The 21,510-nt window shown below is 68.2% G+C and carries 19 protein-coding genes; 10 read left to right on the plus strand and 9 right to left on the minus strand.

The window, feature by feature from the left end; translation table 11 throughout:
* Window position 1: 1 nt before the first annotated feature.
* On the minus strand, window positions 2-1,288 hold the full coding sequence (locus tag G578_RS0108610) for a ferredoxin:protochlorophyllide reductase (ATP-dependent) subunit N (protein ID WP_028793887.1): 1,287 nt from the start codon (window positions 1,286-1,288) through the stop codon (window positions 2-4).
* Window positions 1,285-1,833: a 2-vinyl bacteriochlorophyllide hydratase gene (gene bchF / locus G578_RS25445; protein WP_051244363.1), complete on the minus strand. Its 549-nt coding sequence runs from the start codon at window positions 1,831-1,833 to the stop codon at window positions 1,285-1,287. Before bchF ends, G578_RS0108610 begins: the two co-directional genes overlap by 4 nt.
* Window positions 1,834-2,240: 407 nt before the next feature.
* On the opposite strand from bchF, the gene G578_RS0108620 reads away from it, so the two are divergent.
* The 7 genes from G578_RS0108620 (at window position 2,241) to dxs (ending at window position 10,352) form a co-directional block, all read left to right on the plus strand.
* On the plus strand, window positions 2,241-2,984 hold the full coding sequence (locus G578_RS0108620; RefSeq protein ID WP_028793888.1) for a cobalamin B12-binding domain-containing protein: 744 nt from the start codon (window positions 2,241-2,243) through the stop codon (window positions 2,982-2,984).
* A 129-nt stretch (window positions 2,985-3,113) separates the two neighbouring features.
* Window positions 3,114-4,523: a transcriptional regulator PpsR gene (ppsR, locus tag G578_RS0108625; RefSeq protein ID WP_211228881.1), complete on the plus strand. Its 1,410-nt coding sequence runs from the start codon at window positions 3,114-3,116 to the stop codon at window positions 4,521-4,523.
* Window positions 4,524-4,659: 136 nt separating this feature from the next.
* A complete protein-coding gene (gene chlG, locus G578_RS0108630; protein ID WP_051244366.1) occupies window positions 4,660-5,562 on the plus strand; it encodes a chlorophyll synthase ChlG in 903 nt (300 codons plus the stop codon).
* A 12-nt stretch (window positions 5,563-5,574) separates the two neighbouring features.
* Complete coding sequence (locus tag G578_RS25450; protein WP_038013925.1) at window positions 5,575-6,912, plus strand: BCD family MFS transporter; 1,338 nt, start codon at window positions 5,575-5,577, stop codon at window positions 6,910-6,912.
* An 11-nt stretch (window positions 6,913-6,923) separates the two neighbouring features.
* Window positions 6,924-8,105: a geranylgeranyl diphosphate reductase gene (locus G578_RS0108640; RefSeq protein WP_028793891.1), complete on the plus strand. Its 1,182-nt coding sequence runs from the start codon at window positions 6,924-6,926 to the stop codon at window positions 8,103-8,105.
* Window positions 8,106-8,114: 9 nt separating this feature from the next.
* Complete coding sequence (locus G578_RS0108645; protein ID WP_028793892.1) at window positions 8,115-8,390, plus strand: hypothetical protein; 276 nt, start codon at window positions 8,115-8,117, stop codon at window positions 8,388-8,390.
* 30 nt (window positions 8,391-8,420) lie between these two features.
* Entirely contained in the window at window positions 8,421-10,352 is a 1,932-nt protein-coding gene (dxs, locus tag G578_RS0108650; protein WP_028793893.1) for a 1-deoxy-D-xylulose-5-phosphate synthase, read from the plus strand.
* Here the strand turns inward: dxs and G578_RS25455 are convergent.
* Window positions 10,338-11,369, minus strand: a complete 1,032-nt coding sequence (locus tag G578_RS25455; RefSeq protein ID WP_051244370.1) for an amidohydrolase family protein — start codon at window positions 11,367-11,369, stop codon at window positions 10,338-10,340. The two genes, dxs and G578_RS25455, sit on opposite strands and share 15 nt — an antisense overlap.
* 71 nt (window positions 11,370-11,440) lie before the next feature.
* Here G578_RS25455 and G578_RS0108660 point away from each other — a divergent pair, with 71 nt between their 5' ends.
* Window positions 11,441-12,286 (plus strand): flagellin, encoded by an 846-nt coding sequence (locus G578_RS0108660; protein ID WP_084618770.1) that lies wholly within the window; start codon window positions 11,441-11,443, stop codon window positions 12,284-12,286.
* 6 nt (window positions 12,287-12,292) lie between these two features.
* On the opposite strand, the gene G578_RS0108665 is transcribed toward G578_RS0108660, so the two are convergent.
* From G578_RS0108665 to G578_RS25465, 6 genes are all read right to left on the minus strand, one after another.
* Window positions 12,293-13,120: an SDR family NAD(P)-dependent oxidoreductase gene (locus G578_RS0108665; protein WP_028793895.1), complete on the minus strand. Its 828-nt coding sequence runs from the start codon at window positions 13,118-13,120 to the stop codon at window positions 12,293-12,295.
* A 109-nt stretch (window positions 13,121-13,229) separates the two neighbouring features.
* Window positions 13,230-14,612 (minus strand): aspartate aminotransferase family protein, encoded by a 1,383-nt coding sequence (locus tag G578_RS0108670; RefSeq protein ID WP_028793896.1) that lies wholly within the window; start codon window positions 14,610-14,612, stop codon window positions 13,230-13,232.
* A 104-nt stretch (window positions 14,613-14,716) separates the two neighbouring features.
* Window positions 14,717-15,637, minus strand: a complete 921-nt coding sequence (locus G578_RS0108675) for a glutaminase (protein ID WP_028793897.1) — start codon at window positions 15,635-15,637, stop codon at window positions 14,717-14,719.
* A gap of 75 nt (window positions 15,638-15,712) precedes the next feature.
* The gene (locus G578_RS0108680) at window positions 15,713-16,078 is read right to left on the minus strand and encodes a hypothetical protein (RefSeq protein ID WP_028793898.1); all 366 of its coding nucleotides are present in this window, start codon (window positions 16,076-16,078) and stop codon (window positions 15,713-15,715) included.
* Window positions 16,075-17,346 carry an MFS transporter gene (locus G578_RS25460; RefSeq protein WP_038013928.1) on the minus strand — a complete coding sequence of 424 codons (1,272 nt, stop codon included), beginning with the start codon at window positions 17,344-17,346 and terminating at the stop codon, window positions 16,075-16,077. The genes G578_RS0108680 and G578_RS25460 overlap by 4 nt, the downstream gene beginning before the upstream one ends.
* Before the next feature lie 134 nt (window positions 17,347-17,480).
* The gene (locus G578_RS25465; protein ID WP_051244373.1) at window positions 17,481-18,275 is read right to left on the minus strand and encodes a VOC family protein; all 795 of its coding nucleotides are present in this window, start codon (window positions 18,273-18,275) and stop codon (window positions 17,481-17,483) included.
* A gap of 147 nt (window positions 18,276-18,422) precedes the next feature.
* Here G578_RS25465 and G578_RS0108695 point away from each other — a divergent pair, with 147 nt between their 5' ends.
* Together G578_RS0108695 and G578_RS0108700 are read left to right on the plus strand one after the other, a co-directional pair.
* Window positions 18,423-19,664, plus strand: coding sequence for a NupC/NupG family nucleoside CNT transporter (locus tag G578_RS0108695; protein ID WP_028793899.1), 1,242 nt, complete (start codon window positions 18,423-18,425; stop codon window positions 19,662-19,664).
* 211 nt (window positions 19,665-19,875) lie between these two features.
* A complete protein-coding gene (locus tag G578_RS0108700) occupies window positions 19,876-21,468 on the plus strand; it encodes an ABC transporter substrate-binding protein (RefSeq protein WP_028793900.1) in 1,593 nt (530 codons plus the stop codon).
* Window positions 21,469-21,510: the final 42 nt, after the last annotated feature.

The following is a 21,510-nucleotide window of genomic DNA, read 5'->3' on the forward strand; positions in this document are numbered from 1 at the left end:
GTCAGACCTCCAGCCGCGTGCGGCGGTCCAGCGGGCGCGAGAACAGACCGGCGAGGTCGCCCGCCTGCTCGTAGCCCTGGACCGGGGTGAAGACGAGCTCGATCGACCACTTGGTGGCCATACCCTCGGCCTCCAGCGGATTGGCGAGGCCCAGGCCGCAGACCACGAGGTCGGGCGCGTCGGCGCGGCAGCGGGCGAGCTGGCGGTCGACATCCTGGCCCTCGGACAGCCGTGTGCCGTGCGGCAGCAGCGCCAGTTCGGGATCCATGATGCCCCTGTGCAGATAGGGCGTGCCGACCTCGACCGGCCGCATCCCCAGTTCCTGCGACAGGAAGCGGGCCAGCGGGATCTCGAGCTGGCTGTCCGGGAAGAAGAAGATCGAGCGTCCTTCGAGTGCCGCGCGGTGATGCTGCAGGGCGGCCACGGCCCGCGCCCGGGGGCGCTTGGTGACCGCCTGGAACCGCTCTTCAGAGACGCCGAAGGCATCGGCCGCGGCCCGCAGCCACTCGGTGGTGCCGTCGGCGCCGAGCGGGAAGGGAGCCGCCAGCCGCGTGGCGCCACGCGCCTCCAGCAGGCGGGCGGTTTCCGGCAGATAGGGCTGGGCCAGCAGGAACCGGGTGCCGGGGCCGACCCGCGGTTGATCGCCGGCCCGTCGCGCCGGGAGGAACGCGGGGGCCGGCATGCCCAGCCCTTCGAACAGGCGACAGAGCTGGTCTTCGACAACATCGGCGATGGTCCCGGCCACCAGAAGCGACGGCGTGTCGGCGTCCGCCTCCGGAAGCGTCGGCACCAGGGAGGCGAGGCAGTTGTCCTCGCCCTGGGTGAAGGTCGTCTCGATGCCGCTGCCCGAGTAGTTCAGAATCCGCACGTCTGGCGTATAACGCTGCGACAGGCGCGCCGCGGCCCGCGACAGGTCGAGCTTGATCACTTCCGACGGGCAGGATCCGACCAGGAACAGCAGCTTGATGTCGGGCCGCCGGGCCAGCAGCCGTTCGACCACCCGGTCGAGCTCGTCATTGGCGTCGGACAGCCCGGCCAGGTCGCGATCCTCGATGATCGCGGTGGCGAAGCGGGGCTCGGCGAAGATCATCACGCCGGCGGCCGACTGCATCAGATGGGCGCAGGTGCGCGAGCCGACGATCAGGAAGAACGCGTCCTGGATCTTGCGGTGCAGCCAGATGATCCCGGTCAGACCGCAGAACACCTCACGCTGGCCGCGCTCCCGCAGGATCGGGGCGTCGAGACAGCCGGACGCGGCCGGCGAGCCGGGTTTCAGCGCGACGGTCATCGTGCCATCTCCAGCGCCGAAGCGGATCGGATCTCTGAGGACCCGGCCTCCGAGGACCCGGCTCGGCCGGGGACCTGGCGCCGGGCGGCGCGGAGCTTCAGGAGGAACTGGCCGGCGTTCACGACATACGTGGCGTAGGCGGCGAGCGCGATCAGCATCTGCGCGGTCGTCGACCCCCAGCCGGCGATCAGGGCCACGACATAGGCGGTGTGCAGGGCGATCACCACCATGCTGACCGCATCCTCCCAGAAGAAGGCCGGTACGAAGAGGTAGTTGCCGAACACCGCCTTTTCCCAGAGCGAGCCGGTCACCATGATGGCGTAGAGAAACAGGGTCTTCACGACGATGGAGGCGGCGGCCAGCCCGGCGCCTTCGCCGGTGGCGAGAAACCGCAGCACCAGGGCCAGGCTGATCAGGAAAACCAGGAACTGCGCCGGGGCGAGGATTCCCTGTACCAGGGTCCATCGGGTTTCGTCCCGCCGCCGCCGTTGCTCCGCCGTGTAGATCGGGCGGACGGGTCGGCTCGGAGTCCTGGATACAGACATCGTCCATCTCCCTTAGAGGCCTGCCGGGATTGCCTCCCGGTCTCCTTATGCAAACACTGTAAGAGCGATTTAACGGGAGTGTCAAACAAACTTGACGTCAAATAATTTGTACATTCACGCTTGAATCTGACGTAATCTGCTGCAGCAAGCGGTGTGTGCTGGCGCGAGTACGGGAGATGGCAGGGAAATAGCGAGCCGATGCGGGTGTCCGAAGATTTGGACTTACACCCGTGTCAAACCGGTGTACCGTTAAGAAAAGCTCGATAAAAAACTACGGGGGGTTGCATACCATGCCGGAGATTCGAGCAGCTGTAGATGGCCTGTATCGTGCGATAGACCATGCTCTGCTGACAGCAAGCCGTGAGCCGCCGAAGCGGGATCGAAGCCCGCCCTCTGCCGGCCGTCTCATGCGGACCATAGAAAGCGAGGTCATTCCCCGCCTTCTGTTGATCCACGGCGTCAGCCCGGCCGAGCCGCGGTCCCGGTCGGGGGTGACGGCGGCCGATGTCGAGTTGCTGGCGTCGCATCTGCTGGCGCGCTCCGACAACTTCGTCGACGCGTTCGTGCTGGAGATCGAGGCGCGCGGGGTCGACCTGGAGACTCTGCTGCTGGATCTGCTGGCACCGAGTGCCCGGTTGCTGGGGGTGATGTGGGAAGAGGATCTGTGCGACTTCACCGACGTGACGATCGCGCTGGCCCGGCTGCAACGTCTGCTGCGCACGGTGTCGGGCCGATTCGAGATGACGGAGGAGTGGAATCCGAGTGGCCCGACGGTCCTGCTGGCGGTGACGCCGGGCGAACAGCACACCTTCGGACTGACGCTGGTCAGCGAGTTCTTCCGGCGCGCCGGATGGTCGGTGTTCGACGAGATTCCGGAGACCGAGACCGAGGTCGTTCAGCGGGTTCGCCAGCAATGGTTTTCGGTGGTCGGATTCTCGCTCAGCGGCGAACTGTTGCGAGACAGATTGGCCTCGGTTATCAAAAGCGTACGAATGTCTTCGCGAAACCGGAAGGTTGGAGTCATTGTCGGCGGAGCGATGTTTCAGGAGCACCCGGAGTGGGTCAGCCTTGTCGGTGCCGACGCATCGGCGAATGACGGTCTGGAGGCTGTTGTCCAATCGCAAAGCCTGTCGCGGCTCAAGGGAGAATAGAGCCGCTGACCGACACGGACGGCTAGAAACTACGGGGTTTTAGAACTCAGGCCGCCGGCCCGCGGCTTGTCATTGAAAAAGCTGAGTGAGTCGCGAGTGGTCATTAACCTACCTACGCTAGCCGAAGTGTTGAACCCTTTCAAATCGCCGCGCAAGTCCATCGGCGACCTCGATGCGGACATCGCAGCGATGGCGATCGGCATGGCCGCGGATATCGCTCTGATCGTCGACCACGAGGGCGTGGTCAGCGACATCGCGTTCAGCAATTCCGATCTCGAGGGCCGAAAGTTCGATCAGTGGATCGGGCGCCGCTGGGGCGAGACCGTCACCAAGGAAAGCCGGGACAAGGTCGCCGAACTGCTGGCCGAAGCCGCGACGGGAACGGCGACGCGCTGGCGCCAGGTGAACCATCCGTCGCCCACCGGCATCGACATGCCGGTCCGCTACGTGGCGCTGCGCATGAGCGACGAACGCATCCTCGTTCTCGGCCGCGACTTGAGCGCGATGGCCGACCTGCAGCAGCGGCTGATCGACGCCCAGACCACGATGGAGCGGGAATACGCCAAGCTTCGGCATGCCGAGACCCGCTACCGGCTGCTGTTCCAGGTCGCCTCCGAGGCGGTGGTCATCCTGCACGTCACCAGCCGCAAGATCGTCGAGGTCAATCCGGCCGCCGCGCGCCTGCTCAACCAGGACGCCAAGGCGCTGAGCGGACGGTCGCTGAAGGACCTGATCGCCGAGGGCAGCCACGACGACATGAATGCCCTGCTCGGTTCGGTCGGGGCGACCGGCCGCGCGGGCGCCACGTCGGTGCTGGTGGCAGGGCAGGACCTGAAGCTGGAAATGGGTGCCTCGATCTTCCGTCAGGGCAACGACGCGCATTTCCTGCTGCGCTTCGGCCGGACGGATTCTGTGGCGCCGGTCGAGGCCGAGGATCAGGTCCGGGCGTCCCTGCTGCGGGCGATTTCGGAAATTCCCGACGGGTTCGTCGTCACCGACATGGATCAGCGGATCATTGCCGCGAATTCCGCATTCCTGGATCTGGCGCAGCTGGCGACGGAGGAACAGGCGTTGGGCGAACCGCTGAGCCGCTGGCTCGGCCGCTCCGTCGACGTCAACGTCATCTCGGCGAACCTGCGCAAGCAGGGATCGCTGCGCCAGTTCGCGACGGTCATCAATGGCGAGTTCGGCGCCCGCGAGCCGATCGAGCTGTCGGCGGTGTCCGTGTCCGGCAACGACGACGCCTGCCTCGGTTTCGCCATGCGCCCCGTCCGCAGCCGCATCGACATCATCGGCGGCGAGCCGACCGCGCTGCCGCGCGACGCGTCGCAGCTCACCGCGCTGGTTGGCCGGGTGACCCTGAAGGATCTGGTGCGCGAGACCACCGACGTCATCGAGCGGTTGTGCATCGAGACGGCGCTGAAGCTGACCGGCGACAACCGGGCCTCGGCGGCGGAGATGCTGGGGATGAGCCGGCAGAGCCTGTATTCCAAGCTCCGCCGCTACGGCTTCTCCGACCTGGATTCCCCCGAAGACTGATTTCCGGACCGATCTCAGGTCTGGTCTCAGGGCGATACCTGCCCCACGCCTCCGATAGATCACCGGCGGCGCTTTCTCGTATTTCGAGTGTAAAGATAAATTGACATTCCAAAGTGTCAATTTTAACGTTTTCTCCATGGTCGATACGCTCTCATCCCGGGCTACGCAGTCCCGCCATCCGGCGCCGGGAGCGCTGCTGGAACTGCTCAAGCCGATCACCTGGTTCGCGCCCATGTGGGCCTTCATGTGCGGCGTGGTCTCCTCCGGCGTGCCCATCCTTGATGCCTGGCCCATGCTGATCCTTGGGGCGCTGCTGGCAGGGCCGCTGGTCTGCGGTACCAGCCAGGCGGTCAACGACTGGTTCGACCGCCATGTGGACGCCATCAACGAGCCGAACCGTCCGATCCCCTCGGGCCGGGTGCCAGGCCGGTGGGGCCTCTATGTCGGCATCGTCTGGTCCGCCGTCTCCTTGGCCGTCGCGACGCTGCTCGGCGTGTGGGTGGTGGCCGCGGTGTGCGTGGGCTTGGTACTCGCCTGGCTGTACAGCGCGCCGCCGATCCGTCTGAAGGGCAATGGCTGGTTCGGCTGCCTCGCCGTCGGTCTGTGTTACGAGGGGCTGCCCTGGTTCACCGGCACGGCGGCGATGATCGGCGGCCTGCCGGACACGCCGGTCCTCCTGCTCGCCGGGCTCTACAGCCTCGGGGCGTTCGGTATCATGACCCTCAACGATTTCAAGGCGGTGGAGGGCGATCAGGCGCTCGGCATCCGCTCCCTGCCGGTGCAGCTCGGCGTGCGGCCCGCCGCCTGGCTCGCCTGCGTGGTGATGGCGCTGCCGCAGGTCGCCGTCAGCCTCCTGCTGTTCTCCTGGGGCGCGGCCCTGGCGGGCGCGTTGGTCGCCGCCCTGCTGGCCGTCCAGGTCGTGCTGATGGTGCGGCTACTGGAAGACCCGCGCGCCTATGCCTCCTGGTACAACGCGACCGGCACCACGCTCTACGTCCTCGGCATGCTGGCCGGCGCCGTGGCGCTGCGCGGGCTCTAGGGGGTGGGCGCGATGGCACCGGCGCTGGGATGGATCGGCATTCTGCGGCTGGGCCTGGTGCAGACGGCTCTGGGGGCCGTCGTGGTGATCTCCACCTCGACGCTGAACCGGGTGATGGTGGTGGAGCTTGCCCTGCCGGCCATGGTGCCGGGGCTGCTGGTTGCCGCCCATTACGCGGTGCAGATCCTGCGTCCGCGCTGGGGGTACGGCTCCGATGCCGGAGGCCGGCGCACCCCTTGGATCATTGGGGGCATGGCCTTGCTCAGCCTCGGCGGGGCGGGGGCGGCGCTGGCCACGGCCTGGATGTCGGTGGATCCCGTGCTCGGCTTGGTGGCCGCCGCAGTCGCCTTCCTGATGATCGGGGCCGGTGTCGGCGCGGCCGGAACGTCGCTGCTGGTGCTGCTGGCCACCGAGGTGACGCCCGAGCGGCGTCCCGCCGCGGCCACCGTGGTGTGGCTGATGATGATCGCCGGCTTCGCCCTCACCGCCGGTACCCTGGGCGCACTGCTCGATCCCTATTCGCCGGAACGGCTGGTCGGGCTCGTCGCGGCGGCCTCCGCCATCGCCTTCGCGGTCGCCACCCTGTCGGTCTGGGGGGTGGAGCGCGCACGCCGCATGCCGGTGGACGAGGCCCCGGCGCCGCCGTTCCGCGCCGCCCTGAGCGAGGCCTGGCAGGATGCGACGGTCCGCCGGTTCGCGGTGTTCGTGTTTCTCTCCATGCTCGCCTACAGCGCCCAGGACCTGATCCTGGAGCCCTATGCCGGGCTGGTGTTCGGCTTCACGCCCGGCCAGTCGACCGCGCTTTCGGGCGTTCATCACGGCGGCGTGCTGCTGGGTATGCTGGCGGTCGGTGCGGTCTGCACGCTGCTCGGCCGGCGACGGGAGGGATCCCTGGGACTCTGGGTCGTCGGCGGCTGTCTGTGCTCCGGCGTGGCGATGCTCGGACTGGCCCTGGCCGGCGGTGCCGCCGCGTGGTGGCCGCTGCGGGCCAACGTCTTCGTGCTGGGCGTGTCTAACGGCGCCTTCGCCGTCGCCGCCATCGCCATGATGATGTCGATCGCCGCCGGCGGCAGGACGCGGCGGGAGGGCACCCGCATGGGCGTCTTCGGTGCCGCCCAGGCCATCGCCTTCGGCCTCGGCGGCTTCCTGGGCGCGGTCTCCGTGGACCTGGCCCGGCTCGTCCTCGATTCAATTCCCGCAGCCTACGGCACCGTCTTCGCCGTCGAGGCCGGGCTGTTCGTGATCTCCGGTCTGCTGGCCCTGCGTCTGGGGCGGACCGGCGACGCAGCGACGCAAGGGATCGACCGCCTCACTCTCGGGCGCGGCGTGATCGCCGGTGTGGTCCGATAGGAGGGCGGGAGATGGCTGAGCGGAAAGTTTATGATGCGGTGGTGGTCGGCGGCGGGCCGTCGGGCTCGACGGCGGCGGAGACGCTGGTGCGCGCCGGCCGTTCCGTCGTGCTGCTGGACCGGGCCGGCCGGATCAAGCCCTGTGGCGGCGCGATACCGCCCCGGCTCGTGCGCGATTTCGCGATCCCCGACACGCTCATCGTCGCCAGGGCGCGCGGGGCGCGGATCATCGCCCCATCGTCACGCACCGTGGATATGCCGATCGAGGATGGCTACGTGGGCATGGTCGACCGCGAGCATTTCGACGAGGCCCTGCGCCGGCGCGCGGCGCGGGCCGGGGCCGAGCGCCGGACCGGCACCTACGATCACATCACCCGGCGCGGCGACGGCACGGTCACCGTGCAGTACCGCTGCGGCGAGGCGGGCGACCTTCTCTCGGTCGATGCCCGGGTCGTCATCGGTGCCGACGGCGCCCGCTCCCAGGTGGCGCGCCAGGAGGTCCCGGGCGGCGGCAAGGTGAAATGCGTCTTCGCCTATCACGAGATCATCGACACGCCGGACGGCATCGCCGAGGACCGCTGCGACGTCTATTACCAGCGCGACCTGTCCCCCGATTTCTACGCCTGGATCTTTCCCCATGGCCGCACCGCCAGCGTCGGCACCGGCAGCATGCGGAAGGGTTTCCCGCTGCGTCAGGCGACGGCCGCCCTGCGCGCCCGCGCCGGGCTCGACGGGGCGACGACCATACGCTGCGAGGGCGCGCCGATCCCGCTGAAGCCGCTGAAGCGGTGGGACAACGGCCGCGACGTGGTGCTGGCGGGGGATGCCGCCGGCACGGTGGCCCCGGCCTCCGGCGAGGGGATCTACTACGCCATGGCCGGCGGACAGATGGCGGCCGACGCCGCGCTGGCGTTCCTGGAGAGCGGCGACGCCCGGGCCCTGGCCGGTGCGCGGAAGACCTTCATGAAGGCCCATGGCCGGGTGTTCTGGGTGCTCGGGATCCTGCAGTCCTTCTGGTACACGACAGACCGCCGGCGCGAGCGGTTCGTCAGCATCTGCGCCGATCCGGACGTCCAGCGCCTGACCTGGCAGTCCTACATGAACAAGGAGCTGGTCCGGTCCGACCCGCTCGCCCATCTGCGGATCTTCCTGAAGGACTCGGCCCATCTGCTGGGCCTGGCCCGGGTTCGGTGAGGGCGGGCGATGGTCGAGGCGCTGTTCATCGACGGGCGGATCTACGACCTGATCCTTCTGGTCCTGGCGCTGGAGGGCGGCCTGCTGTGGTGGCACTGGCGGCGTACCGGGCTCGGTGAGCGGCCGTCGCGGCTGCTGCCCTTCCTGCTGTCCGGCGGCGCGCTGGTGGCGGCATTCCGGGCGTCGTCCCTCGACGCGCCCTGGCCCTGGATCGCCGGGTTCCTGGCCTGCGCCTTCGCCGCCCACGCGCTGGAACTGCATCACCGCTGGCGCAGACGCGCCTAGCGCGCGACCCGCCCAACCGAGGAGAGTGACATGGCCGATACGCGAACCCCGCTTCTGGACCGGGTCACCCTCCCTGGGGATCTGCGCACGTTCAGCCCGGCCGAACTCAAACAGCTCGCCGACGAGCTGCGCCAGGAGACGGTGGACGCGGTCTCGGTCACGGGCGGCCATCTGGGGGCCGGTCTCGGCGTCGTCGAGCTGACGGTGGCGTTGCACCACGTCTTCGACACGCCCAACGACAAGGTTATCTGGGACGTGGGCCATCAGGCCTATCCGCACAAGATTCTCACCGGCCGGCGCGACCGCATCCGCACCCTGCGCCAGGGGGGAGGCCTGTCCGGCTTCACCAGACGCTCCGAAAGCGACTACGACCCGTTCGGGGCGGCCCACTGCTCGACCTCGATCTCCGCCGGTCTCGGCATGGCGACGGCGCGGGATCTGCGCGGCGACGATTTCGACGTGGTCGCGGTGATCGGCGACGGCTCGATGAGCGCCGGCATGGCCTACGAGGCGATGAACAACGCCGGCGCCTCGGACAGCCGGATGCTGGTGATCCTGAACGACAACGACATGTCGATCGCCCCGCCGGTCGGCGCGATGAGCGCCTATCTCTCGCAGATCGTCGCCTCGCGCTCCTACTGCTCGCTGCGCGAACTGGCCAAGCAGATGGCCAAGCGCTTCCCGCGGGCGCTGGAGAAGACGGCGGCCCGGGCCGAGGAATTCGCCCGCGGTCTGGTCACCGGCGGCACCCTGTTCGAGGAGCTGGGATTCTTCTACGTGGGGCCCGTCGACGGCCACAATCTCGACCACCTGCTGCCGATCCTGCGCAAGCTGCGCGGGCGGCGCCACGGGCCGGTGTTGCTGCACGTGATCACCGAGAAGGGGCGCGGCCATCCGTTCCCCGAGGCCCATGCCGAGAAGTACCACGCCGTCGCCAAGTTCGACGTCGTGACCGGTGTCCAGTCCAAGCCCCAGGCCAACGCGCCGACCTATACCCGGGTCTTCGCCGACAGCCTGATCGCCGAGGCTGAAGCGGACGAAAGCATCGTGGCGGTCACCGCGGCCATGCCGTCGGGCACCGGCCTCGACCTCTTCGCCAAGCGATACCCGGAGCGCTGCTTCGACGTGGGCATCGCCGAGCAGCACGCGGTGACCTTCGCCGCCGGAATGGCGACGGAGGGGCTCAAACCCTTCGTGGCGATCTACTCCACCTTCCTGCAGCGCGCCTACGACCAGGTGGTGCACGACGTTGCGCTGCAGAACCTGCCGGTACGGTTCGCCCTGGATCGGGCCGGGCTGGTCGGTGCCGATGGCGCCACCCATGCCGGCGCCTTTGACCTCGCCTATCTCGGCTGCCTGCCCGGTTTCGTGATCATGGCCCCGTCCGACGAGGCGGAGCTGCGGCACATGGTGGCGACGGCGGCGGCGATCGACGACGGCCCGTCCGCCGTGCGGTTTCCCCGCGGCGAGGGCGTCGGCGTCGAACTGCCGGCGCGCGGTGTGCCGCTGGAGATCGGCCGGGGGCGGATCGTGCGGGAGGGGACGACGATCGCCCTGCTGTCGCTCGGCGGCCGGCTCGAGGAATGTCTGAAGGCGGCCGACGCCCTGGCCGCGCGCGGGTTGTCCACCACGGTGGCCGATGCCCGCTTCGCCAAGCCGATCGATAGCGACCTGGTCCGGCGCCTGGCGCGGGAGCACGCGGTGCTGATCACGGTGGAGGAAGGGTCGACCGGCGGCTTCGCCTCCCAGGTGCTGCACGACCTGGCCACCGGAGGTCTGCTCGACCGAGGGTTGGTGGTACGGCCGATGACCCTGCCGGACCGGTTCATCGACCACGACAAGCCGGAGCTGCAATACGCCCAGGCCGGTCTCGACGCGTCCGCCATCGTGGCGACGGCGGTGTCGGCCCTGCCCGATATGCGCCAGGCGCGGCGCCTCGTGCCCGATTCAGCCGGCGACTGAGGATTGGCCCTCGGGTGCGGGGAAGCGCCACAGCTCCGCCGTGTTGTCGATCAGGATCCGGTCGCGCAGCCCCTCGTCCTCGCACCATTGGTCGAGCAGTGCCAGGAGCTGGCCTTCCGGCGGCCGCAGCCGGTCGCGGATCGGATCGGTGCCGACGAGGCGCGGCCAGTTGCTGCCCCAGACCAGCCGTTCCGGCGCGAAGCGGATCAACATGCGCGCCAGCCGCTCGGCATGGGGATAGCGCGGGTGCTGCGGATCGCTCTCCTCCGGCCCGGAAAGCGTCACCCAGACCTTGTCGGCGTCGATCAGGCGAAGCAGGGCGCGGAAGCCCGGATCTCGGTCGCTGACCGGGCCGAGGAAGCAGCCGATATGGTCGAGCACCACACGGCCCGGCCAGCTCCGGATCCGGTCCTCCACCTCCATCAGGAAGCGGCCGTCCATCTGCAGCCCGACATTCCAGTTCAGCAGATCGTGGACCCGCGCGGCGATGCGGCCGGTGTCGTTCCAGTCGATCCGGCGCCAGGGCTCGCGCATCTGGAAATGGGTGGCGACGCACCCGCCGGCATTCAGGTCGCGCAGCTCGGCGTCGCTGACATCGGAACCGACGGCGGCCACCCCCCGGCTCCGGTCGGCGCCGAGATGCTCCAGCGCGTCGAGCAGGGCGTCATGGTTGGTGCCGTAGATGCAGGACTGCACGACCACGGTCCGGTCGAGCCGCAGCCGGTCGCGCGTCCGCACGTAGTCCGCGACGGGGTGTTCGCCGGGGGTAAGGGCCGCGTCGGCGGCAGGGGAGAAGCGCTCGGGGTCCGGGAAGACCTGGATGTGGCTGTCGCAGGTCCCGGGGCGGGGCGGGGCGGTGTCCTCCGGCTCGCGGTCCTCCTCGTGCTGCTCGTTCTCCTCGGCGTCGCGCAGAGAGGACAGCCGCGCCTTAAAGCTGGGCGGCGGCTCGCTGCCCGGCGGCGGCGGCAGTTCATAGAAGGACGGATCGGATGGCAGGATCAGCGGCGTTTTGACCATGGCGGGACTATATAGGGCGCGGGTTCGTGTGTGTTTGACTATTTCGGCACGCGTTTTGCTTGTGTAGCGCCATGACGCTGTCGATTCGCACCAACCCGGAAGCTCTTGCCGCGCTCAGGAACCTGACCGTGGCGGGATCCCGTGTGGCCGAGGCCAGCCGTCAGGTTTCCACCGGCCTGAAGATCCGCGGTGCCAAGGATGACGCGTCGAACTTCGCGATTGCCCAGGGTCTGCGCTCCGACGTGCGGGCCCTCAACGCGGTGGTGCAGGGCCTGAACAACGCCAAGGGGATTGCCAAGGTCGCACTGGCCGGCGCGACGGCGGTGTCCGACCTGATGACGGACATCCGGCAGAAGATCACGGAAGGCGCGAACGAAGGCAACACCGCCCAGCAGCAGCAGATCCTGCAGAACGACTATGACGAGATGATTGCCCAGATGCGTCAGATCCTAGAGAACAGCGAATTCAATGGCGTCAACATCCTCATCGAGGTGGCCATCCCGTTCAACCTGGCGATCGGGACGGTACGTGACGTGGATGTGCTGTCCAATCTGGAGGGTGGAACGCTGACCTTGAACGGTCAGCGTCTTGACGTGACCTATGCCCGGCTGGCGAACGAGGACATCTCCTCGCCCGCCAACGCCCTCGTCGCCCTGAGCACCTTCGAAACGGAGGAGGAGAACGTCGCCACGGCGCTCGGCAGTCTCGGCGCCGACCTCCGCGCCCTGGATCTGCAGGTCAACCAGGTGCAGGCGACGCTGGACGAGATCGAGAAGGGGCTCGGCAATATCGTCGATGCCGACATGGCGCGCGCCTCGGCCGAACTGACGGCGGCCCAGGTCCGCCAGCAGCTTTCGGTCCAGACCCTGGGTGTGGCCAACAACGCGCCGCAGATCGCCCTGGGGCTGTTCCAGTAGGTCGTCTCAGGGCTCGAAGGCGTCGAAGGCGTCCTTGTAGGCAGGGTCCCATCGCGACAGCGGCGACCGGTTCTCGGTGATGTCGCCGGCGGCCCAGAGGATGCGCTTGCGGTCCATCTCCGTCGTCGTCTCGTTGTCCGGGCACAGAATGTAGAAGTCGCCGGCCTCCAGCCCCGTCAGCATGTGATCCACGACCTGTTCGGGCAGCCAGGCGCCGGGCTTGTGCTCGCGATCGCCGGTCGTCGTCCAGCCCGGGATCAGCAGATGGGCGCTCACCCGGCAGCCCGGTGTGTTGCGCAGGTCGTGCTGCAGGCCCTCGGTATAGGCCTTCACCGCCGCCTTGGTGACGTTGTAGGCGGTGTTGCCCGGCGGGTTGGTGATGCCCTGCTTGGAGCCGACAGTGACCACATGCGCCCTGGCCCCGGCCTCGATCATCGACGGCACGAAGCAGCGCACGCCGTTGATCAAGCCCCAGAGGTTCACCTCCACCGCCCGGTGCCAATCGGCCGACGGGTTCCAGATGCCGCCGCCGACCCGTGTGACGGCGTTGTTCATCAGGAAGGACGGGGCGGTGGACACGGCGGCGACCCGCTGGGCCGCCCGGCGCATCTCGGCCTCATCGGAGACGTCGCAGGGCAGGGCGACCACGTGATCCGGCTCGGACGCATGTTCGGCCACCGCGGCCCGCGCCGCGTCGAGCGCCGGGCCGGGCAGGTCGAGCAGGTAGACCCGCATGCCGGCCCCGGCGAGCCGGGAAGCCGCCGCCTTGCCGATGCCGCTGGCGGCCCCGGTGATGACGGCGGCCTTGTCCCGGGCGATGGCGGGATGGGGCATGGGCGGTTCCTCCTGCGCGCTGGTTGTCTTGCGCCAGTATGCCACAAACGAGAACGGGCCCCGATCCTGCGACCGGGGCCCGTCGGAACCGTCGTCGGCGGATGGAGGCTTACGCCGCCGCCGCCTTGTGGATCGCGCCGGCCGCGTCGTCGAGCGCCTTGGTCATCTTGTCGAACAGCTCGTTGATCTGGCTCTCGGTGATGATCAGCGGCGGGGTGAAGGCGATGCTGTCGCCGATGGCCCGCACGATCAGGCCGTGTTCGGTCGCCGCGGCACCGGCCTTGGCGCCGGCGCCGACCTTCGGGTCGTAGGACGCGCGCGTGCCCTTGTCGGCGACGATCTCCAGCGCGCCCATCAGGCCGCGGCCCCGGGTCTCGCCGACCAGCTCATGCTCGCTGAGCGCATGCAGACGCTCCTGGAACAGCGGAGAGACCGCCCGGACGTGGTCGAGGATGTTGTCTTCCTCGTAGATCTTCAGGGTCTCCAGCGCGACGGCGGCGCAGACCGGGTGGGCGGTGTAGGTGTAGCCGTGGCCCAGCACGCCGAGATCCTGGCTCTGGTCGGCGATCGGCTGGTACACGTCCTCGCTGATCATCACCGCCGAGATCGGCAGATAGCTGGAGGACAGGGCCTTCGCGCAGGTCAGGATGTCCGGCTTGATGCCGACGGTCTGGCTGCCCCAGAACTCGCCGGTCCGGCCGAAACCGCAGATCACCTCGTCGGCGATCATCAGCACGTCGTACTTCTTCAGGACCGCCTGGATCTTCTCGAAATAGGTCTCCGGCGGCACGATGACGCCGCCGGCACCCATGATCGGCTCGGCGATGAAGGCGGCGACCGTCTCCGGACCCTCCTCCAGGATCATGGTCTCCAGGTCCTGCGCCATCCGGGTGGCGAAATCGACTTCGCTCTCGCCGGACTGACCGAAGCGGTAGTAGTGCGGGTTGGAGGTGTGCTTCACGCCGGCGATCGGCAGGTCGAAGCCCGGATGGTTCACCGGGGTGCCGGTCAGCGAGGCCGAGGCGATGGTCACGCCGTGATAGCCCTTGATGCGGCTGATCATCTTCTTCTTGGCATGACGGCCGCGGGCGTTGTTGTAGTACCACACCAGCTTCATCGCGGTGTCGTTCGCCTCGGAGCCGGAGCCGGCGAAGAACACCTTGGACATCGGCACCGGCGCCAGGTTGATCAGCTTCTCGGCCAGATCGATCCCGGGCAGGTGCGCCTTATGGGCGAAGGTGTGGTAGTAGGGCAGGGTCTCGAGCTGCTTGGTCGCGGCCTTCACGAGACGGTTCTCGTTGAAGCCGAGGGACGCGCACCACAGGCCGGCCATCGCCTCCAGGTACTGCTTGCCGCCGTCATCGTACACGTAGACGCCGTCACCCTTGGTGATGATCATCGGACCGTTTTCTTCATGGGCCCGGGCGTTGGTGTAGGGGTGCAAGACGTAGGCAACGTCCCGCGCGGCCGGCGAGTTCGGCTGGAAGCTCATGGCGTCCTCCAAAAGGAAGCAGGGATTATCGTCGGAAATGACTTGGCAGAAGCATACCACGCTAATCCGGCGGCGAAAGGGGGCGAATCCCCGGCCGTTTGTCGTCAGAACACCGACCAGCCGGTCTCCCTTGCCAATTCCTCCAGCGCGATGGTGCCGGCGTGGGAGTTGCCGCTGTCGTTGAGGCCCGGCGACCAGACCGCGACCGCGGCGCGCCCGGGGGCGATGGCGAGGATGCCGCCGCCGACGCCGCTCTTGCCCGGCAGGCCGACGCGGAAGGCGAAGTCGCCCGAGGCGTCGTAATGCCCGCAGGTCATCATCAGCGCGTTGATCCGGCGCGCGCGGTAGTCGGCGACGACCCGTCGTCCGGTCACCGGATCGACGCCCCGGTTCGCCAGGAACAGCCCGGCCCGCGCCAGTTGGACACAGGACAGGGACAGGGCGCACTGGTGGAAGTACACATCCAGCGTGTCGGCGACCGGTCCGTCGATCGTGCCGAACGCCTTCATGAAGTTGGCCAGGCTGACATTGCGATAGCCGGTCTCCGCCTCCGAGGCGGCAACCTCCGCGTCGATCGCCACGGTGTCGTCGTCCGCGAGCCAGCGCAGGAAGGACAGGATCTCTGCGATCGTCTCCTTCGGCCGTCCGCCCGCCAGCAGGATGTCGCTGACGACGATGGCCCCGGGATTGATGAAGGGGTTGCGCGGGATTCCATGCTCCCGTTCGAGCTGGACGATGGAGTTGAAGGCCGAGCCCGACGGCTCCCGGCCGACCCGCTGCCACAGGTCGCTGCCGGCCCGTCCCAGCGCCAAGGCCAGCGTGAAGACCTTGGACACGCTCTGGATCGAGAAGGCCTCGTGGGCATCGCCGGCCGTGTACAGGTTGCCGTCCAGGGTGGCGACGGCAATGCCGATCTTCGACGGCTCGATCCGGGCCAGAGCGGGGATGTAGTCGGCGACCCGGCCCCGGCCGACCTCGGGGCCGATCCGGTCGAGAATGCTGGCAACCATGGCATCCAGGGACATGACGCTCCTCCTGTCGGTATGGGGCAGACGCGGTCCGGATGTCGGCTACAGGCGCCCGGCTACAGGTGAATCCCGCTACAGGTGAATAGTGTCGTCCGCGTCGTCGGCCATGATGTCCTCTGCCAGCTCCGCCACCGAGGCGTCGTCGTCGAGGATGCGGTTCAGGGCATCGCGCAGGGTGCGCAGGAGGTCGTCTGCGGCGCGGTCGTCGATGTGACGGAAGATCGCCTCGTAGTCCAGCAGCTCGCGGTCGAGCATGGCCTCGCGGTCGGTCTCATTGCCGGCGATGAGATGGTCGAGCTGGCGGCGCGCCTCGTCGACCAGTTCCACCGCCTCGTCCCGGCGCAGCACGCCCTTGGACACCAGGGCGCGCATGGTGTTGACCTGCAGGATGAAGGAGGCCATGGCGAAGGCCTCCGTCTTGATGTCGCGCTTGATCAAACGCCCGTGTCCTCCTGATGGCCGCTGGGCCGGCCCGCCCCGGCCAAGGCGTACCACAGAAGGCTGAGGATCTGCAGGGCCAGGATGCCCCCGAAAACCGCCTGATAGGCATCGGGCCGGTAGCCGCCGGTCGCCAGCGGCTCCCACAGGTCGATCGCCGCCCCCATCAGGTACTGCCCGGCGAAGGCGCCGAAGAACGCCAGGGTGTTGAGCCCGGTCGACGCCCGACCGGACAGCGCCAGCGGAAAATGCCCGTTGAGCAGCGGGTAGACCAGCGCCGCGCCGTTCGCCAGCAGTCCGAACGCCACCCAGGGCAGCACGCTGGTCGGGGCGAGTTCGAAGACGATGACCGCCTGGCTCGCCATGAACAGGGTGGTCAGCACCAGGATCACCCGCGACAGGGGGATGCCGCGCCGGGTGCAGCGGTCGGCGATCATGCCGGTAACCACGAAGCCGACCGTCATGGCGGCGGCGAGCCAGAGCAGCGCGTCGGCCGCCCCTTCGATGTCCATGCCGCCCACGTCGCGCAGCCACGGCCCGGCCCACAGGCCCTGGATCGCCAGGTTGGCCGCCATCGTGGTGACGGTCAGCGGGGCGACGCGCCAGAACAGCAGGTCGGCGAAGACCCGCTTCAATCCGGCGAGCTGCTCGCCCAAGGTGTCTCCGGCGCCGTGGATCGGACGCTCCGGCACCGCCAGACGGATGGTCAGGGCGACCAGCACGGTGACCACGGCGAGGCCGAGGAACACGCCGCGCCAGTCGGTCACGTGCAGCGCCATCTCCAGCGGCCTGGTGGCGGCGACGGCGCCGAGCCCGCCGATCGCCATGAAACAGCCGTTGATCAGCGGCCAGCGCTGCTTGGGGAACCACAGGGTGATCGCCTTGAACGACGCCATCAGCCCGCCGGCCACGCCGAGGCCGATGAAGCCGCGCGCCACGGCCAGCGCCACCAGGGAGTCGCCGAGCGCGAACAGGGTGGCGCCCAGCGCGGCGGACAGCAGCAGCACCGACTGCACCCGGCGCGGCCCGTACCGGTCGAGCAGCAGGCCGAGCGGCAACTGGAACCCGGCGAAGGCGAGGAAATAGGTGCTGGTCAGCAGTCCCAGATCGCCCGCGTCCAGTCCGATCTCGGCGATGAGCTGCGGCGCGATCACCGCGTTGGTCGAGCGGAACAGGTAGGACAGGAAATACCCGCCGGCGAACGGCATGAACACGACGAGCAGCAGACGGGCGACTGTCGGGTGGGCGGGGTGTGTGGTCCGGGTCATTGGCGGCCTCTTGTTTGGGCGAACCTTAGACCACGGACGGTCGCGGGGTGTCGAGATGGGTGGCGGGACCGGATCTGTTCGGGCGTGGGAGGCTTGGTCCTGACGCACGTCGGGACCAAGCCTGTGGCGCCGGTTTACCGCATGAACCGCACCGACACCCCGGTCAGCCGCTCCGCCGGGACCACCAGCGTGTCGGCCTCGCGCCGGGCCGCCGGGAGATGGGCGGCGGCGGCGTCCAGGTCCGCCACCCGGATCGTGATCTCCGGGAAGGCCGGCGCGCCCTCCTCCAGGGTGAGCGCGTCGCGGTCCAGGGCGATATGGGTGGTCCGCCGGCCGCCGGAGAAGGCGCGCAGGAAGGTGTCCGCCGCCTCCGGATCCGGACCCGTCACCTGAACCGAGGCGATGCGCTGGGCGCCGTTGGCATGGACCTGATAATCCGGCTTCCAGAACACCTCCGGGGTGTGCTGCTGGCAGGTGAAGAACCCCAGACCGGGCAGGGACGGCTCCGAGGCGAAGGCCAGCGAGAAGGCGACCCGCTGGCTACTCCCGTCGGGCTGTTTGGCCTGCCGCTCGAAATCGAACGGCTCGTAGACGCGCAGGCCCTGCGCCCGCCAGTCGGCGAGGTCGGCGTCGCGGTCGCCGCTGGCCAGCACCAGCATCGACATGCCCTCGCCACGCTGCGCCAGGAAGTCCCGGTTGTGGCCGGCGAAGGAGAAACGGTCGCCGGCCGCCTCCTCGATCCGGCTGGCGTCGTCGATCTCCAGCAGCTCGACGAAATTGCCCTGGAGCTGGATCAGCGAATTGGCCGTACCGAACGGATGCACCGCGCGCGGCGTGCAGGTGAAGCCGCAGGCGCTCCAGGCCGCCTGGGCGGCGGCGAGGTCGCGGGTCATGACCACGATGTGGTCGATATCGCGGGGCGTGGGCATCCGGCGTCTCCCTCTGTGCGTGACGGTCCTGTGGTTCTCGGGCCAACCCTGGAGTCGACGGCCCCAGGCTGGCAACGTAGAAATCCTGAGACGGTCCGTCAGCCCCTGTGGGGCGGGAGCCGGCGGTGCGCTGAACGCGGGGGTGACATGGCGCAGCTTCATTCCGGGATCGGGCTGCTGGCGATCTTCGCGATCGCCTGGGCGTTGAGCGAGGAGCGGCGGGCCGTCGGCTGGCGGGTGCCGCTGGTCGGCATCGTGCTGCAGATCGGCCTCGCGCTCGCCATGCTGAAGGTCGCGTTCCTGCGCGACGCGGTGGCGGCGCTGAACGACGCCTTCCTGGCGCTGCAGTCGGCGACGAAGGCCGGCACCTCCCTGGTATTCGGCTATCTCGGCGGCGCCCCGCTGCCGTTCGAGGAGAGCTATCCCGGTGCCGCCTTCGTGCTGGCGTTCCAGGCGCTGCCGCTGGTGATCGTGGTCAGCGCGCTCACCTCGGCGCTGATCCACCTGCGGATCCTGCCCTGGATCGTCCGCGGCTTCGCGGCGGCGCTGGAGCGGGCCTTCGGGGTCGGCGGGCCGGTCGGGCTGGCCTGCGCCGCCAACGTGTTCTTCGGCATGGTGGAGGCACCGGTTCTGGCGCGCGACTACCTGAGCAAGCTGGATCGGGGCGAGCTGTTCATCGTCATGACCACCGGCATGGCGACCATCGCCGGGACGGTCCTGGCGCTGTACGGCGGATTCGTCGCCCCGGTGATCGAGAACGGCATCGGACACCTGATCACGGCCTCGCTCATCAGCGTGCCGGCGGCCATCGCCATCGCCGCCATCATGGTGCCGCGCCGCGGTCCGCCGACACCGGGCGAGCTGGAGATCGTTTCGCCTGCGGCGAACCTCATGGACGCGATCACCCAGGGCACAGAACAGGGGCTGAAGCTGTTCCTGTCCATTCTCGCCATGCTGCTGGTGATGGTCGCCCTGGTCAGCCTGGTGGACACGGTGCTCGGCCTGCTGCCGGACGTCCAGGGGCAGCCGGTGTCGCTGGGCATGGTCTTCGGCTGGCTGTTCAGCCCGCTGGTCTGGCTGATCGGCATCCCCTGGGCGGAGGCCGGCGAGGCCGGGCGGCTGATGGGCATCAAGACCGCCCTGAACGAGCTGCTGGCCTATCTGGAACTGTCCAAGCTGCCGGAAGGCACGCTCAGCGAACGCTCGGAGCTGATCATGCTCTACGCTCTGTGCGGCTTCGCGAATTTCGGCAGCCTCGGCATCATGATCGGCGGCCTGGCGACGATCCTGCCCGCTCGGCGCGGGGAGATTGCCGGGCTGGCTCCCAAATCGCTCGTAGCGGGGACGCTCTCCACGCTCTCGACCGGCGCGGTTGTGGGGCTGATCTGAAACGCTGTAAGAAATGCGCAATCCGAACCAAAAGTGCTGCATGCGCGCATTGACGCGCTTGCTGTCCCCCGGTTAAGTCCCCCCGACGTGCCGGGCCGGGGGCCCGGCGCCAACGATGCGAACGTCGGCCTCACCGGTTCCGCTTCCGCCTTTTCGGATCGGCTATGTGTTGGACCGACGTCCATTGGCACACACGTGGGAGCTATTTGTAATGCGTAAAACTTTGCTGGCCGCCGCCGCGGCGGCGGCAGTTCTTGGGGCTTTTGGCGCCTCCTCGGCGGATGCCAAGACCTTCAAGTGGGCCTTCCAGGGCGATGCCCAGTCGCTCGATCCGTATTCGCTGAGCGAGACCTTCACCCTCAGCCTGCAGGGCAACATCTACGAAGGTCTGATCCGCATGGATCCGGACCTGCAGATCGAGCCGTCCCTGGCTGAGAGCTGGGAGATCGTCGAGCCGACCCGCTGGCGCTTCAAGCTGCGCCAGGGCGTGAAGTTCCATAACGGCAACGACTTCAACGCCGACGACGTGCTGTTCTCCGCCGAGCGCGTGCGCAAGGACGGCTCCGACCTCAAGGGCCGCCTGGCGGGCGTGGTCGATGTGGTCAAGGTCGACGACTACACCGTCGATTTCGTCACTGAAGTGCCGGTCCCGACCCTCGTGAACGAGTGGGGCACCTGGTACATCATGGACAAGGAGTGGTCCGAGGCGAACGGTGCCGAGGATCCCACGGACGTGACCGCCGGCAAGGAGAACTTCTCCACCCGGAACGCCAACGGCACCGGCCCGTTCATGATCCAGTCGCGCGAGACCGACGTGAAGACGGTCCTGGTCCCCTATGAGGGCTGGTGGGATGCCGCGAACAAGGAGCACAATCTGACCGAGGTGATCTTCACCCCGATCGGCTCCGATTCCACCCGCGTCGCCGCCCTGCTCTCGGGCGAGATCGACATGATGTATCCGGTCCCGGTTCAGGACATGAACCGTCTGGAGAACGACCCGAACACGGAAGTGCTGGGCGGTCCGGAGCTGCGCACGATCTTCCTGGGCATGGACCAGGAGCGCGACGAGCTTCTGCACTCCAGCGTCAAGGGCAAGAACCCGTTCAAGGACGTCCGCGTCCGCGAGGCGTTCTACCGTGCGATCGACGTCGAGCTGATCAAGAAGAAGGTGATGCGCGGCCTCTCGACCCCGTCGGCCCTGATGATCTCGCCGCTGCTGTTCAAGTATTCCGACGAGTTCAAGCGCCTGGAGCCCGACGCCAAGCTGGCCAAGGAACTGCTGGCCGAGGCGGGCTATCCGGACGGCTTCGAGATCACCCTGGACTGCCCGAACAACCGCTACGTCAACGACGAGGCGATCTGCCAGGCGGTCGTGGCGATGCTCGCTCGCATCGGCGTGAAGGTGAACCTGCTGGCTCAGCCGAAGGCCCAGTACTTCGCCAAGATCCTGGCGCCGAAGCGGGACACCAGCTTCTATCTGCTGGGCTGGACCCCGAGCTCGTTCGACAGCTGGAACGTGATGTTCAACATCATCGGCACTCCGGACCTCGAGAGCGGCCGCGGCAAGTTCAACAACGGCGGCTACTCCAACGCCCGGTTCGACGAGCTGACCGACCTGGTCCTGTCCGAGACCGATCAGGACAAGCGGAACGAGTACATCCGCGAGGCCTATCAGATCTTGCACGACGAGCGTGGTTACATCCCGCTGCACCAGCAGGCTCTGGCCTGGGGCAAGCGCAGCAACATTTCGCTTGTGCAGCGCGCCGACAACCAGTTCATGCTTAACTACGTCAAAGTGGACTGACGCGTCGGATACTAAACCGGTCCTGGTCCGCCTGAGGGCGGG

The sequence above is a fragment of the Thalassobaculum salexigens DSM 19539 genome (assembly GCF_000423805.1).
Taxonomy (GTDB): domain Bacteria; phylum Pseudomonadota; class Alphaproteobacteria; order Thalassobaculales; family Thalassobaculaceae; genus Thalassobaculum; species Thalassobaculum litoreum.

Excerpts from the sequence above, each read along its gene's own strand:
- G578_RS25455 (WP_051244370.1), bottom strand. The coding sequence starts at position 11,369 with ATGGTCAAAACGCCGCTGATCCTGCCATCCGATCCGTCCTTCTATGAA.
- G578_RS0108670 (WP_028793896.1), bottom strand. The coding sequence starts at position 14,612 with ATGAGCTTCCAGCCGAACTCGCCGGCCGCGCGGGACGTTGCCTACGTC.
- G578_RS0108610 (WP_028793887.1), bottom strand. The coding sequence starts at position 1,288 with ATGACCGTCGCGCTGAAACCCGGCTCGCCGGCCGCGTCCGGCTGTCTC.
- G578_RS0108695 (WP_028793899.1), top strand. The coding sequence starts at position 18,423 with ATGGCGCAGCTTCATTCCGGGATCGGGCTGCTGGCGATCTTCGCGATC.
- G578_RS0108660 (WP_084618770.1), top strand. The coding sequence starts at position 11,441 with ATGACGCTGTCGATTCGCACCAACCCGGAAGCTCTTGCCGCGCTCAGG.
- G578_RS0108645 (WP_028793892.1), top strand. The coding sequence starts at position 8,115 with ATGGTCGAGGCGCTGTTCATCGACGGGCGGATCTACGACCTGATCCTT.
- G578_RS25460 (WP_038013928.1), bottom strand. The coding sequence starts at position 17,346 with ATGACCCGGACCACACACCCCGCCCACCCGACAGTCGCCCGTCTGCTG.
- bchF (WP_051244363.1), bottom strand. The coding sequence starts at position 1,833 with ATGTCTGTATCCAGGACTCCGAGCCGACCCGTCCGCCCGATCTACACG.
- G578_RS0108700 (WP_028793900.1), top strand. The coding sequence starts at position 19,876 with ATGCGTAAAACTTTGCTGGCCGCCGCCGCGGCGGCGGCAGTTCTTGGG.
- G578_RS0108620 (WP_028793888.1), top strand. The coding sequence starts at position 2,241 with ATGCGGACCATAGAAAGCGAGGTCATTCCCCGCCTTCTGTTGATCCAC.
- G578_RS0108640 (WP_028793891.1), top strand. The coding sequence starts at position 6,924 with ATGGCTGAGCGGAAAGTTTATGATGCGGTGGTGGTCGGCGGCGGGCCG.
- G578_RS25465 (WP_051244373.1), bottom strand. The coding sequence starts at position 18,275 with ATGCCCACGCCCCGCGATATCGACCACATCGTGGTCATGACCCGCGAC.
- dxs (WP_028793893.1), top strand. The coding sequence starts at position 8,421 with ATGGCCGATACGCGAACCCCGCTTCTGGACCGGGTCACCCTCCCTGGG.
- G578_RS0108665 (WP_028793895.1), bottom strand. The coding sequence starts at position 13,120 with ATGCCCCATCCCGCCATCGCCCGGGACAAGGCCGCCGTCATCACCGGG.
- chlG (WP_051244366.1), top strand. The coding sequence starts at position 4,660 with ATGGTCGATACGCTCTCATCCCGGGCTACGCAGTCCCGCCATCCGGCG.
- G578_RS0108675 (WP_028793897.1), bottom strand. The coding sequence starts at position 15,637 with ATGTCCCTGGATGCCATGGTTGCCAGCATTCTCGACCGGATCGGCCCC.
- G578_RS25450 (WP_038013925.1), top strand. The coding sequence starts at position 5,575 with ATGGCACCGGCGCTGGGATGGATCGGCATTCTGCGGCTGGGCCTGGTG.